At 72.0% G+C, this 12,826-nt stretch carries 11 protein-coding genes and 1 tRNA gene; 7 read left to right on the plus strand and 5 right to left on the minus strand.

What is annotated here, in order from left to right:
* Positions 1-112: 112 nt before the first annotated feature.
* Entirely contained in the window at positions 113-1,630 is a 1,518-nt protein-coding gene (locus ACIGXW_RS26170; protein ID WP_399575246.1) for an MFS transporter, read from the minus strand.
* A 97-nt stretch (positions 1,631-1,727) separates the two neighbouring features.
* Here ACIGXW_RS26170 and ACIGXW_RS26175 point away from each other — a divergent pair, with 97 nt between their 5' ends.
* Positions 1,728-2,702: a helix-turn-helix transcriptional regulator gene (locus tag ACIGXW_RS26175; RefSeq protein ID WP_399575247.1), complete on the plus strand. Its 975-nt coding sequence runs from the start codon at positions 1,728-1,730 to the stop codon at positions 2,700-2,702.
* Between the two features lie 110 nt (positions 2,703-2,812).
* Here the strand turns inward: ACIGXW_RS26175 and ACIGXW_RS26180 are convergent, their stop codons facing one another.
* A complete protein-coding gene (locus ACIGXW_RS26180) occupies positions 2,813-3,817 on the minus strand; it encodes a sigma-70 family RNA polymerase sigma factor (RefSeq protein ID WP_071965025.1) in 1,005 nt (334 codons plus the stop codon).
* Positions 3,818-3,976: 159 nt separating this feature from the next.
* Here ACIGXW_RS26180 and ACIGXW_RS26185 point away from each other — a divergent pair, with 159 nt between their 5' ends.
* A complete protein-coding gene (locus ACIGXW_RS26185; protein WP_399575248.1) occupies positions 3,977-4,504 on the plus strand; it encodes a GNAT family N-acetyltransferase in 528 nt (175 codons plus the stop codon).
* Positions 4,505-4,591: 87 nt separating this feature from the next.
* Positions 4,592-5,029, plus strand: coding sequence for a hypothetical protein (locus ACIGXW_RS26190; RefSeq protein ID WP_399575249.1), 438 nt, complete (start codon positions 4,592-4,594; stop codon positions 5,027-5,029).
* Between the two features lie 176 nt (positions 5,030-5,205).
* On the opposite strand, the gene ACIGXW_RS26195 is transcribed toward ACIGXW_RS26190, so the two are convergent.
* Positions 5,206-6,000, minus strand: coding sequence for a dioxygenase (locus ACIGXW_RS26195; protein WP_399575250.1), 795 nt, complete (start codon positions 5,998-6,000; stop codon positions 5,206-5,208).
* A gap of 153 nt (positions 6,001-6,153) precedes the next feature.
* On the opposite strand from ACIGXW_RS26195, the gene ACIGXW_RS26200 reads away from it, so the two are divergent.
* Positions 6,154-6,687 (plus strand): MarR family transcriptional regulator, encoded by a 534-nt coding sequence (locus ACIGXW_RS26200; RefSeq protein ID WP_071965029.1) that lies wholly within the window; start codon positions 6,154-6,156, stop codon positions 6,685-6,687.
* A 74-nt stretch (positions 6,688-6,761) separates the two neighbouring features.
* Here ACIGXW_RS26200 and ACIGXW_RS26205 read toward each other — a convergent pair whose 3' ends face one another.
* The gene (locus ACIGXW_RS26205) at positions 6,762-8,267 is read right to left on the minus strand and encodes an MFS transporter (protein ID WP_399575251.1); all 1,506 of its coding nucleotides are present in this window, start codon (positions 8,265-8,267) and stop codon (positions 6,762-6,764) included.
* A gap of 31 nt (positions 8,268-8,298) precedes the next feature.
* Positions 8,299-8,961: a TetR/AcrR family transcriptional regulator gene (locus ACIGXW_RS26210; RefSeq protein WP_399575252.1), complete on the minus strand. Its 663-nt coding sequence runs from the start codon at positions 8,959-8,961 to the stop codon at positions 8,299-8,301.
* Positions 8,962-9,212: 251 nt separating this feature from the next.
* Here ACIGXW_RS26210 and ACIGXW_RS26215 point away from each other — a divergent pair, with 251 nt between their 5' ends.
* From ACIGXW_RS26215 to ACIGXW_RS26225, 3 genes are all read left to right on the plus strand, one after another.
* A complete protein-coding gene (locus ACIGXW_RS26215) occupies positions 9,213-10,523 on the plus strand; it encodes a M6 family metalloprotease domain-containing protein (RefSeq protein ID WP_399575253.1) in 1,311 nt (436 codons plus the stop codon).
* Positions 10,514-10,586 (plus strand) — tRNA-Arg (locus tag ACIGXW_RS26220). The genes ACIGXW_RS26215 and ACIGXW_RS26220 overlap by 10 nt, the downstream gene beginning before the upstream one ends.
* Positions 10,587-10,723: 137 nt before the next feature.
* On the plus strand, positions 10,724-12,766 hold the full coding sequence (locus ACIGXW_RS26225) for a restriction endonuclease (RefSeq protein ID WP_399575254.1): 2,043 nt from the start codon (positions 10,724-10,726) through the stop codon (positions 12,764-12,766).
* Positions 12,767-12,826: the final 60 nt, after the last annotated feature.

Consider the following 12,826-nt stretch of genomic DNA (forward strand, 5'->3'; position numbering starts at 1 on the left):
TGCCCCCGCACGCCGCGCGTTGTGCGCCGGAAGGCCGTGCCGTACAAAGCCGTCGGCCCCCGCCCGGGGTGCGGGCGGGGGCCGACGGGAGGGCCGTGCGGACCGGGGTGCGTCAGTGCGCGGCCAGGGGCTCCTTGGCCGGCTCCGCGGGCTCGCCCTCGGCGGCCGGGGCGGGGGCGGCGGACTTGCGCGGCAGGACGAACATCAGCGCCAGCACCACGGCGAGCACTCCGGCGACCCACCACATGCCGTGGCGGAACGCCTCCCCGAAGGCCTGTCCGGCGCGGCCCTGGGCGACCGCGCGCTCGTCCAGCGCGTTGAAGAAGGCGACCGACACCAGGCCGAGGCCCACGGCGTTGCCGAGCTGCTGCGTGGTGTTTATCAGCCCGGACGCGGAACCGGAGTGCTCCTGGGGCACCTTGGCGATGACCGTCTCGGTCAGCGGCGCGACGATCAGGCCCATGCCGAGGCCCATGACGATCAGCGGCAGCGCCATCTGCCAGGGCTGGATGTCCGTGCCGAAGTGGTGGGACTCCCAGATGTAGAGCATGACGCCGGCCATCATCGCCACCGCGCCCGCCTGCAGCACCTTGCGCCCGAAGCGCGGTACGAGCTTCTGCACGGAGATGCCGGCGGCCACCGACACGCCGATGGAGAACGGGATGCCGGTCAGGCCGGCGCGCAGCGGGCTCCAGCCCAGCCCGATCTGCATGTACAGGGTCCAGATCAGGAAGAAGATGCCGCAGGCGATGCCGAAGGCGAGCTCCACGCCGATGCCGGCGGCGAAGCTCTTGACCTTGAACAGCGACAGCTCGACCAGCGGCGACCCGTCCTTGCAGGTCTTGTGGCGCTCGTAGAGGACGAAGGCGGCGAAGACGAGCACGCTGCCGGCCATGCAGAGGTTGCCCCACAGCGGCCAGCCGTGCTCGCGGCCCTGGGTCAGCGGGTAGAGCAGCATCAGCACGCCGCCGGTCGCCAGCACGACGCCCACCAGGTCCAGCTTCAGGGCCTGGGGCGCCTTGGACTCGGAGATGAAGGTGCGGCCGAGGATCAGGCCCGCGATGCCGACCGGCAGGTTGACCAGGAAGATGGGCCGCCACTCCAGCCCGAAGAGGTTCCACTGCGTGAGCAGGGCGCCCAGGATCGGCCCCGAGACGGCCCCGAGGCCCACGATCGCGCCGAACATGCCGAAGACCTTGCCGCGCTCGTGCGCGGGGAAGGTGGCGTGGACGATGGCCAGCACCTGCGGCACCATCAGGGCCGCGGTCGCGCCCTGCAGGACGCGGGCGGCGACGAGCAGCTGCGGGTCGCCGGCGATACCGCAGAGCATCGAGGCGAGCGTGAAGCCGCCCATGCCCAGCAGGAAGACCCGTCTGCGCCCGTATATGTCACCGAGCCGCCCACCCGTGATCAGTCCGGCCGCGAACGCGAGCGCATAGCCCTCGGTGATCCACTGCAGGATGCTGAAGGAGGCGCCGATGTCCTGCTGGATGCTCGGCATGGCGATGTTGACGATGGTGACGTCGACGAGGTCCATGAACGACGCGGTCATCACCACGGCGAGCGCCAGCCAGCGGCGGCGGTCGGCGGCGCCCTCAAGGGGCGGATCGGTGGTCGCTGTGGTGGTCACAGGGGTACTGCCTTCCTGATGGTTCGCCGGGGTCGTCCCAAAAGCTAACCCGCGTATAGGTCAGTACGTGTCCTAGATCGCTGGCAACCTGGACGGCATGACCGACACCCCGGCACGGCTGCTGAATCTGCTGTCGCTCCTCCAGACACCTCGCGAATGGCCCGGCAGCGAGCTCGCCGAGCGGCTCGGTGTCAGTCCGCGCACGATCCGGCGGGACATCGAGCGGCTCCGCGACCTCGGCTACCCCGTACAGGCAACGATGGGAGCGGACGGTGGGTACCGGCTGGCGGCCGGAGCCGCCCTGCCCCCGCTCGTGCTGGACGACGAGGAGGCGGTCGCCATCGCGGTCGGCCTGCGGGCGGGCGCGGGCCACGCCGTGGAGGGCATCGAGGAGGCGTCCGTGCGGGCCCTGGCCAAGCTGGAGCAGGTGCTCCCGTCCCGGCTGCGGCACCGCGTCTCCGCGCTGCAGGCGGCGATGGTGCCCCTGACCGGCGGGGACGGCGCGACCGTCGACCCCCACACCCTGACCGCCATGGCCTCGGCCGCCACCGGCAACGAACGGCTGCGCTTCGCCTACCGCAAGGGCGACGGCACGTCGATGAAGCGCCTGGTGGAGCCGCACCGGCTGATCAGCACCGGGCGCCGCTGGTACCTGGTCGCCTACGACATCGACCGCGACGACTGGCGCACCTTCCGGGTCGACCGGGTGAGCGAGCCGTTCGCCACGGGCGCGCGCTTCACCCCGCGCGAGCTGCCGGTGGCGGACGCGTCGGAGTTCCTGAAGCGGTCCATGGCCCGGCTCCAGCCCACGTACCGCGTCGTGGCGACGTTCCGGGCTCCGGTGGAGTTCGTGGCGGCCCGGCTGCCGCAGTGGCTGGGCACGCCGGTACGGACCGATGACGACACCTGCCGGCTGGACGTCACCACGTCCGACTCGCTGGAGTGGGTGGCCTTCCGGCTCGCTCTCGTGGACTGCGAGTTCGAGGCGCACGAACCCCGGGAGCTGGTCGAGCATCTGGGTGAGCTGGGCGCCCGCATCAGCCGCGCCGCCGGCCCGACCGCCGTGGCCTGACCCGCCGGGGCCCGCCCCACCGGGAAGGCAGGAGAAGAAAAAGGGCCCCGGCGCAAGGGGGGGAGTGCGCCGGGGCCCGCTCTAGGGGGTTATGACTAGGTTATGCCCAATTACGCCGCCGCGTCGAAACCAGTGTCATGGGCCATCTTCTTCAGCTCCAGCAGCGCGTGCTTCTCGATCTGCCGGATGCGCTCGCGCGTGAGGCCGTGCTGCTTGCCGACCTCGGTGAGCGTCCGCTCGCGGCCGTCCTCGATGCCGTAGCGCGCCTTGATGATCGAAGCGGTGCGGTGGTCGAGGCGCCCGATGAGCCCCTCCAGCTCCTCGCTGCGCAGCAGTGCGATGACCGACTGCTCCGGTGAGACGGCGGAGGTGTCCTCCAGCAGGTCGCCGAACTGGGTCTCGCCCTCGTCGTCCACGTGCATGTTCAGGCTCACCGGGTCGCGGGCCCAGTCGAGCACGTCACCGACGCGCTCGGGCGTGGTGCCCAGCTCGGCGGCGATCTCCGCGTGCTCGGGCTCGCGGCCGTTCTCGCGGTTGAACTCGCGCTGCACCCGGCGGATGCGGCCCAGCTCCTCCACCAGGTGGACGGGGAGCCGGATCGTCCGGGACTGGTCGGCGATCGAGCGGGTGATGGCCTGGCGGATCCACCACGTGGCGTACGTGGAGAACTTGAATCCCTTGGTGTAGTCGAACTTCTCCACCGCGCGCACCAGGCCGGCGTTGCCCTCCTGGATCAGGTCCAGGAGCGGCAGGCCGCTGCGCGGGTAGCGGCGGGCGACGGCGACGACCAGGCGCAGGTTGGACTTGATGAAGACGTCCTTGGCCCGGGCGCCCTCGGCGGCCAGCGCCTCGAGCTCCTCGCGGGAGGCCTCGCCGGCCTTGGCGCCGCCGTCCTCGAGGCCGTCGAGTATCTGCTGGGCGTACACGCCCGCCTCGATGGTCTGCGACAGCTCGACCTCCTTGGCGGCGTCGAGCAGGGGCGTACGCGCGATCTCGTCGAGGTACATGCCGACCAGGTCGCGATCGGCGATCTCCCCGCCTGTGGCGCGAACACTGCTTGCCTCGTCAGCGCCCTTGGTGGTGGTCTGACGACGGGCGACGGCACGGGTTGCCATGCGTGCTCCCTTGCGATGAGACGGTCGCGGGACGGACCGGACACCCGGGCGGGCGCCCCATCCGAAGTAAAGAACGGCCGGAATCCGGACAGAATTCCCCTGATGCGTCTTCTTTTTTGTGATCATGCAGTACCCTGTCCGGCCACAGAGGGGGGTCGCATGCCGTCGCAGCCAGGGGAAGTGCAGGTCAGGCCGGGTACCCAAGCCGACCTCGGGGCCCTCACGGAGCTCTACAACCACTACGTCCGTGAGACGGCCATCACATTCGACGTCACCCCGTTCACCCCGCAGGAGCGCCGGCGGTGGCTGCTCTCCTACTCCGAAGACGGCCCGTACCGGCTTCTGGTTGCCACGGAAGGCCCGGAAAGCCGGATTCTGGGATACGCGACCAGCAGTCCCTTTCACGCCAAGGCCGCCTACAGCACCTCCGTCGAGGTCAGCGTGTACTGCGCGCCCGGGGCGGCGGGGCGGGGCATCGGCACGCTGCTGTACGAGGCGCTCTTCGAGGCGCTGGCCGCCGAGGACGTCCACCGCGCGTACGCGGGCGTGACCGAGCCGAACCCGGCCTCGGACCGGCTGCACCGGCGCTTCGGCTTCTCGGTCGTGGGGACGTACCGCGAGGTGGGGCGGAAGTTCGGGCGGTACTGGGACGTGACGCACTACGAGCGGACGCTCGGCGGGGCCTGAACCGGGCCACCCGGTCAGGTGATCGAGTTGCCCGGGGTGTGGGGCGGGTGTGCCCTGGTGGGGCGGGGGTGAGTGAGAGGAGCCCTCATGTCCACGCACTCGATCATGCCCGGGCGGCACCACGCCCACGAGGGCCCCGGCCCCGTCCCCCGTACGGGTCACGTCCACTACGGCGAGCGCACCGAGCGCTGGACGTGGGCCGTCCCCGTCGTCGGCGGCGTCGTCTTCGGCCTCTACACCGTCTTCCTGGCCCACGACAACGGCTTCTCCGAGCTCTCCGGCTGGCTGCTGGGGCTGGTGGCCGCCCTGGTCACCATGGGCCTGGGCCTCGCGCTGATCCGCGGGCGCGACAGGATGATCACGGAGGTGCGGGCGGCCGCGTTCGGCGCGCTCTTCGGCGCGAGCATCGGCTTCCTGCGCAGCCTGACGGAGGTCTCGGTGCTGCGCTCGGCCGGGATGGGGCTCGTCTTCGGCCTGTGCATGGGCCTGGTGGCGTACTACGTCTTCTACGAGCACGAGCACTGACGGGCATGCACCGGTCCCGATCCGCCCCCGACCGGTCGCATACCGGCCGGGAACGTCGCGGACCGGTCGTAGGACCATGGACGGTTCCGCATGCGCGCCCACCCGCCTAGCGTGAACTGCATGGCACCTACAGGCACTTGTACGGCAGGCCGCACGGTCCAGGAGACCCCGGAGCCCTATCCGAACTGCACCGAGCGCTTCGCCAGACCGCCCCAGAAGCCGTCGATGACGGAACGCTGGCCGCCCAACTCCCCCTCGGCGGCGCCCAGGGCGACGAAGAGCGGCGCGAAGTGCTCGGTGCGCGGATGAGCCAGCCGTGCCGCCGGGGCCTTGTTCCCGAAGTCCAGCAGCGCGTCGACGTCCTGCCGCCCGAGCGCCTCGCGCCCCCAGGCGTCGAACTCGGCCGACCAGGCGGGCGGGGCGGTGCCCGCGTGCCGCAGCGCGGCCAGGTTGTGGGTGAAGAAGCCGCTGCCGACGATCAGCACGCCCTCGTCGCGCAGCGGGGCGAGCCTGCGCCCGACCTCCAGCAGCCGCCGCGGGTCGAGCGTGGGCAGCGACATCTGCAGCACGGGTATGTCCGCGTCGGGGTACATCTCCACGAGGGGGACGTACGCGCCGTGGTCGAGCCCCCGCTCGGGCAGATCCTGGACGGGCATGCCGGCGCCGCGCAGCGTCTTGCGCACCCGTTCGGCGAGGGCGGGGGCGCCCGGAGCCGCGTACCGCACGCGGTAGTAGCGCTCCGGGAAGCCCCAGAAGTCGTACACGAGCGGCACGGCCTCGGTGGCGCCCAGGGCGAGCGGGGCCTCCTCCCAGTGGGCGGAGACCATCAGGATCGCGGAGGGGCGGGGCAGGTCCGCGGCCCAGGCGGCGAGCTGGCCGGGCCACAGCGGATCGTCCGCGAGGGGCGGCGCGCCGTGCGAGAGGTAGAGGGCGGGCATGCGCCCGCCGGCCTGGGCGCCGGTGACCTGCATCGGGAAGCCTCCTCGGGGTGCTGGTGGGGGTCCTGCGAGCGTTGCTTGAACTCTCAAGCTCTAAGCTCGACCCCGACCTTAACTCCACCTTATTGAAACTTCAAGCATCAGCCTGCGGAAGCACGAGAACCGGCGAGTGGAACAGTGGATGTCATGACGAACCGACCCGCGGAGAGCGCGGCAGCCGCGGAGGCCCCGGGGGCCGAGGCCGGACCCCGCTGGCTCACCGAAGCAGAGCAGGACACCTGGCGGGCGTACATGCACGCCTACACGCTCCTGGAGGACCACCTCGACCGGCAGCTGCAACGCGACGCCGGCATGCCGCACATCTACTACGGGCTGCTGGTCCAGCTCTCCGAGGCACCGCGCCGCCGGATGCGCATGACCGAGCTCGCCCAGCACGCCAAGATCACCCGCTCCCGGCTCTCGCACGCCATCGCCCGGCTGGAGAAGAACGGCTGGGTGCGGCGCGAGGAGTGCCCCTCCGACAAGCGGGGGCAGCTGGCCGTCCTCACGGACGAGGGCTTCGAGATGCTGCGCAGGTCCGCGCCGGGCCATGTGACGGCCGTCCGCGCGGCGGTCTTCGACCGCCTCACGCCGGAGCAGGCGGCCCAGTTCGGCGAGGCCTGCCGCATCATCGCGACGGGCCTGCAGCCGGCCGGCGCGGACCTGCCCTGGCTGCGCTGAGCGGGAGTACGCGCGTGGGCCCCCGCCGGTGACGGCGGGGGCCCACAAGGATCACGGGTGGCGCGGCGAGGGCCTCAGTGGGCCATCACCGGGACGAGGTCCTCGACGTTCTCGCCGTCGCCGGAGGCGGCGGCCGGGCCGCCCTGGTGACCGGCGTTGACGAAGACGACCGCGATCAGCGCGGCCAGCGCCAGGATGCCGACCGCCCACCACACCGCGGTGGAGTAGCCGTGCACCATCGACTGGAAGGTGAGCACCTTCTGGTTCGCGCCGGGCTCCATGTGGGACTTGAAGTAGTCCGTGGTGGCGCTGGCGGCGATGGTGTTGAGCAGCGCGGTGCCGATGGCGCCGCCGACCTGCTGCGAGGTGTTGACCATCGCCGAGGCGACACCGGCGTCACGGGCCTGGACGCCGTAGGTGGACAGGCTCATGGCCGGCATGAAGGCCGTACCCATGCCGAGGCCCATCAGCAGCAGACCGGGCAGCACCACGAAGGTGTACGAGGTGTCCAGGTCGATCTGGGTGAGCAGCACCATGCCGACGGCGGCCAGCAGGAAGCCCGGGCCCATCAGCCAGCGCGCCGGGACGCGGGTCATCAGCCGGGTGCCGATCTGCGTGGAACCGGCGATCATCGTGGCGATCATCGGCAGGAACGCGAGACCGGTCTTGACCGGCGAGTAGCCGCGGACGACCTGCAGGTAGAAGGTCAGGAAGAGGAACAGGCCGAACATCGCGATGGCGGCCAGGCCCAGGGAGACGTAGACGCCGCCGCGGTTGCGGTCGGTGAGCACGCGCAGCGGCAGCAGCGGGGCCTTGACCTTCTTCTCGACGACCACGAACGCGAACAGCAGCACGGCCGAGGCGACGAACAGGCCGATGGTGGCACCGGACGTCCAGCCGTCGGACTCGGCGCGGGTGAAGCCGTAGACCAGCGAGACCAGGCCGAGGGTGGCCAGGATGACGCCGGGGACGTCCAGCTTCGAGGGGTTGCGGCTGCCGGCCGGCTCGTGGATCACGGCGATCGCGCCGATCGCGGCGACGACGGCGAAGGGGATGTTCACGAAGAACGTCCAGCGCCAGTTGAGGTACTCGGTGAACAGGCCGCCGAGGATGAGGCCGACGCCGCCACCGGCACCGGCGATGGCACCGAAGATGCCGAACGCCTTGGCGCGCTCCTTGGCCTCGGTGAACAGCACGGCGAGCAGCGAGAGCGCGGCCGGCGCGAGCAGCGCGCCGAAGACGCCCTGCAGGGCGCGGGCGCCCAGCAGCATGCCGGTGTTGACCGCGGCGCCGCCGAGGGCGGAGGCGGCCGCGAAGCCGATCAGGCCGACGACGAACGCACGCTTGCGGCCCCACAGGTCGGAGACGCGGCCGCCGAAGAGCAGCAGGCCACCGAAGGCGAGGGCGTAGGCCGTGATGACCCACTGCCGGTTGCCGTCCGAGATGCCGAGGTCGGTCTGGGCCGAGGGCAGCGCGATGTTCACGATGGTCGCGTCGAGCACGACCATGAGCTGGGCCAGGGCGATGAATATGAGCGCTTTCCAGCGCCTGGGGTCGGGTTGCGTGGTCAGATCGGGCATGCGTGGCCTACCTAGCGAAGTGCGGTGTGTACTACCGGTGGGACAAGTCGTGGGCGGAGGACGGGAACTTGCGGCGCAGGTCCTCCAGCGTGGCGGGCGATCCGGGGAGTTGGGACCGGGCGGGCGTCATCAGGCCGTCCAGGAACAGCTGGAGGTGCCGGTGCACGAACTGGTCGAAGTCCATGCAGCCGGTGTCCGGCAGCGGCCTGGTGAGCTGGGTGATGGCCACCATCAGGTCACCGATGGCGATGTCGGAGCGCAGTTGCCCGGAATCACGGGCGGCGGCCATCAACGCCTCGATCGCGCTTTCCAGCCGGTCGCGTGCCTCGACATGGTCGGGGTGGTCCTTGTCGACGCCCTCGGCGAGCAGGGGGCAGAGCGCCCCGATCCGCTCGTCCGCCGCGGCGTGGACAAAGCGCCTCAGCGCCAGGAAAGCATCGTGCTCCTCGGCTCGTGCGCTCTCGGCCCGGTCCGCGATGCGGGCCATGACGGAGAGGGTGACGTGATGGATCAGCTCGCGGCGGTCCGCGAAGTGCCGGTACAGCGTGGCATTTCCGACCCCGGCGCGTCGAGCGATTTCATCGAGCGAGGATTCGGCCCCGTGTTCGACCAGCGCCTCACGGGCGGCCGCGATGATCCGTTCGCGGTTGCGCAGGGCGTCGGCGCGGAGGCGGGGCTGCGGCGCGTCTGGCACGGCCGGCGCTCCTTTCCGTGAGACAAGTGATAAACGGGGATCCGCTCCCCGTTTGACAGGAACGCTCAGTTAAACGGGGAGAACCTCCCCGGATATTTCGCCACTCGCTGTGAGCCGGCTCACACCGCCGGACGTGGGAGTCGACGCCTCCATCTGCCGCAGTCCAGGACGCGCACCGGTGCCGGCCGGGAACAGGGTGAACACGATGCGCGGCCCGGGGCAGGCGGCCGCCCGCCCTGGAGGTGACCGGCATGAAACCCCTGGCCATCGCGGCCGTGGCGGCCACGGCACTCGCCCTCACCTCGCCCGCGCCGCCCTCGCGGGCCGGGGAGGCGGAGCCCGTCCGCGCCGCCAAGGCGCCCCCCGGACTCTCCCTCGCCGGCCGGGCCCCCTCCGGCCCCTGCGCCCTGCGCACCCTGACCCCGGGCGTCTCGGAGGGCGCGCGCACCCCGCGCGGCTACGCCCGCTCCAGCGGCACGGTGCGGGCCGTCACCCTCTTCATCGACTTCCCCGACGCCCCGGCCCGCATCTCCACCCGGCAGCGGTACGCCGAGTTCTTCCCCGCCGTCCCGAACTACTACCGCGCGAGCTCCTACGGGCGCCTGGACTACCGCTCCACGCCGGTGCACGGCTGGATCCGCATGGCGCGCCCGTACCGCTCGTACGGCATCCGGCGCGGCTCCTCCTTCGACCCGCGCAGCGACGCCGGCTACCACGCCATCACCAGGGAGATCCTCGACGCCGCCGACCACATGGTCGACTTCCGCCGCTTCGACCTCATCAACGTCCTGGCCACCCCCAACGCGGGCCCGCCGGCGACCCAGGACGTCCGCTCGGTCACCTTCGCCGGCGCGTCCACGGGCCTGGACACCGACGACGGCGTCCCCGTGAAGAACGTGTCCTTCATCTGGAGCCGGCAGACCGGCGACAGCCCCTACCGCGTCCTCAGCCACGAGAACGCCCACAGCTTCGGCCTGCCCGACCTCTACTACACGGGCCGCGGCCGTGCGGTGAAGACCCCCGTGGGCCACTGGGACCCGATGGACGAGGACTGGGGCCCCTCCAACGACTTCCTCGCCTGGCACAAGTGGAAGCTGGGCTGGCTGGCCCCCTCCCAGGTCCGCTGTCTGCCGGGCCTGGGCGTGCGCACCTTCACCCTGACCCCCACCTCGGTCGCGGGCGGCGTGAAGCTGGTCGTCGTCCCGCTCTCCCCCACCCGCGCCATCACCCTCGAGGCCCGTGCCCCGGGCCGCCTCGACCACGCCGTCTGCCGCCCCGGCGTCCTGGTCTCCTCCGTCGCCGCCGACCTCCCCTCCGGCTCCGCCCCCATCCGCGCCTCCGACGCCACCCCCGCCAGCGCCGGCTGCTACACCAAGGACCCCAACGTCACCGCCGCCCTCACCGACGCCCCCTACCGCACCGGCCAGCGCTGCACCGCCGCCGGCGTCACCATCGACGTCCTGGGCCGCACCCCGGCCGGCGCCTGGCGCGTCACCGTGACCCGCCGCCCTGCCCCCGCGGGCAGGGCACCCGCTACACTGACGGCTGCCCCGCCTCCGTAGCTCAGGGGATAGAGCACCGCTCTCCTAAAGCGGGTGTCGGCAGTTCGAATCTGCCCGGGGGCACCGCCGAAGAGCCCCTCCGCGAAGCCCGCGGAGGGGCTCTTCCGCATGGGGGGACATTTGCGATGCGGTGATCGTTTTGTCGTACGGGCGACTAAAGTCGGCAGGGCACCGAACGTCGTCGGGGGAGGAACGCAGCCATGAGTCGCCGCTCCAGTGGGCTGATGGGGATCTGGGCCGAGGCGCAGCGGCAGCAGCAGCGTCAGCACGAGACCCGGCAGCGGGCGGCGGCGGCCGAGCAGCGCGAGCTGGAGCGGCAACAGCGGGCGTACGAGCGGGACTTGGCCCGGCAGGACCGGGAGCGTCAGCGCGCGTACCGGCAGGCCCGCGAGGCCGAGGCGCGGCAGCGGACCGATGAACTCCAGGCGCGCGTCGAGGCGCTGGAGGGGCTGCTGGCGGCCGGCTGCCGGGCGCCCGCGTTCAGCGCGGGCGCGCTGGCGCGCTCCGAGCGGCTGGAGCCGTTCGCTCCGGGGCATCTGGGGCAGCCCGTGGCCATGCCGGATCCCTATGACTTCCGCTACCGCGGCAACCGGCCGCAGTTCGAGAGCGACTGGCACGCGGCGCAGGCCGCCGAGGCGCAGCGGCTGCGGCAGTTGGCCGCCTACCGGCAGCAGTACGACCAGTGGGCCGCGGCCACGCTCGCGCAGACGCGGGAGTACAACGCCGGCATCACGGAGATGGTGGCGGCGCTGCGGGAGGCGGACCCGGAGGCGGTGGTGGAGTACTTCTCCGCCGCCCTGTACGCCTCCGGCGCCTGGCCCGACGACTTCCCGCACCAGATATCGGCCGCGTACGACCCGGCGCCCCGGCAGCTGGTGCTGAACTGGGAGCTGCCGGGCTTCGGCATCGTCCCGGAGACGAAGTCGGTGCGGTACATGGTCAACGCCGACGAGCACAAGGAGATCGCCCGGCCGGTCACCCAGCGGCGGGCCGTCTACCGCGACGTGCTGGCGCAGTGCGTGCTGCTGGCGCTGCGCGAGCTGTTCGCGGCGGACGAGTTCGGAACGCTGGAGTCCGTGGTCCTCAACGGCTTCACCGACGACCACGATCCGGCGACGGGACGGCCCGCCCGGATCGTCCTGGCCTCCGCCACCGTCTCCCGCGCCGTCTTCGCGACTCTGCACCTGGAGCAGGTCAGCGCCGTGGAGTGCCTCACCGAGGGGCTCGGCGGGCTGCTGTCCGCCCGCCCGGACCAGCTGGCCGCCGTGCGGCCGGGACGGCAGCCCGACGACGTGGGCCGGGGGGTCGTCTCGCACGGCGGGGGCGACGACCCGGACCTCTTCGAGATGGACCCGGTGGCCTTCGAGGCGCTGGTCGCCGAGCTGTTCCGGGCCCGCGGGATGCAGGCGGTGATGACGCAGCGCTCCAACGACGGCGGCGTGGACGTCGAGACCCTGGACCCGGACCCGATCAGCGGCGGCCGGATCATCGTGCAGGTCAAGCGGTACCGCAAGACGGTGCCGCCGACGGCCGTGCGCGATCTGTACGGGACGGTGCAGGGCGCCGGGGCCAACAAGGGCGTCCTGGTGACGACTTCGGGGTTCGGGCCGGGTTCGTACGCCTTCGCCAACGGCAAGCCGCTGACGCTGGTGTCCGGCGAGGAGCTGGTGGAGCTGCTGGCGCGGCACGGGCTGCGGGGGCGGCTCGGCGGAGGCGCCCGTACGGCTCCCGCCGCCCGGCAGGAGCCCGGGCCGGCCGGTGATCACAACGTGCTGGGCATGTCCTGGGCCGGCGGCGTCGCGCTGGACGTGTGCGCGCTCGTCTGCGAGGGCTCGCGCGTCCTCAGCGACGATCACTTCGTCTTCTACAACAACCGGCAGACCCCGGACGGAGCCGTGCGCTCCGTCGACCCCTCCCCCGCCGACAAGGCCGCCCTCCACGTCGCCTTCGAGGCGCTGCCCTCCCCCGCCGACCGGCTCGTGCTCGTCGCGGCCATAGACCCGGCGGTCGATCCGGACGCCGATCTCTCGGGGTTCACCGGCGCCCGCATCCGGCTCGCGGACGCCTCGGGCGCCGAGCTCGGGCAGCTGGAGGTCTCCGACGGGCGGCCGGGCGAGACCGCGCTGGTGCTGGGGTCGTTCCGCCGGAGGGCCGGCGGCGACTGGGACTTCGTGATCGGCGGCAAGGGCTACGCGGGCGGCCTGGAGGCGCTGGTGCGGGAGTACGGGATCGACGTGGCCTGACCCACCGGGCGCCGCGGCGCCCGGTACCGGTGGCCTTTCTTGATCCACCCGGCTTTGTCG

It is taken from the genome of Streptomyces sp. NPDC053079, assembly GCF_044546695.1.
Taxonomy (GTDB): Bacteria; Actinomycetota; Actinomycetes; order Streptomycetales; family Streptomycetaceae; genus Streptomyces.

Bases quoted from the DNA above. Each gene is read 5' to 3' on its own strand.
- ACIGXW_RS26175 (WP_399575247.1), top strand. From the start codon at position 1,728: ATGACCGACACCCCGGCACGGCTGCTGAATCTGCTGTCGCTCCTCCAG.
- ACIGXW_RS26185 (WP_399575248.1), top strand. From the start codon at position 3,977: ATGCCGTCGCAGCCAGGGGAAGTGCAGGTCAGGCCGGGTACCCAAGCC.
- ACIGXW_RS26195 (WP_399575250.1), bottom strand. From the start codon at position 6,000: ATGCAGGTCACCGGCGCCCAGGCCGGCGGGCGCATGCCCGCCCTCTAC.
- ACIGXW_RS26215 (WP_399575253.1), top strand. From the start codon at position 9,213: ATGAAACCCCTGGCCATCGCGGCCGTGGCGGCCACGGCACTCGCCCTC.
- ACIGXW_RS26225 (WP_399575254.1), top strand. From the start codon at position 10,724: ATGAGTCGCCGCTCCAGTGGGCTGATGGGGATCTGGGCCGAGGCGCAG.
- ACIGXW_RS26200 (WP_071965029.1), top strand. From the start codon at position 6,154: ATGACGAACCGACCCGCGGAGAGCGCGGCAGCCGCGGAGGCCCCGGGG.
- ACIGXW_RS26180 (WP_071965025.1), bottom strand. From the start codon at position 3,817: ATGGCAACCCGTGCCGTCGCCCGTCGTCAGACCACCACCAAGGGCGCT.
- ACIGXW_RS26190 (WP_399575249.1), top strand. From the start codon at position 4,592: ATGTCCACGCACTCGATCATGCCCGGGCGGCACCACGCCCACGAGGGC.
- ACIGXW_RS26205 (WP_399575251.1), bottom strand. From the start codon at position 8,267: ATGCCCGATCTGACCACGCAACCCGACCCCAGGCGCTGGAAAGCGCTC.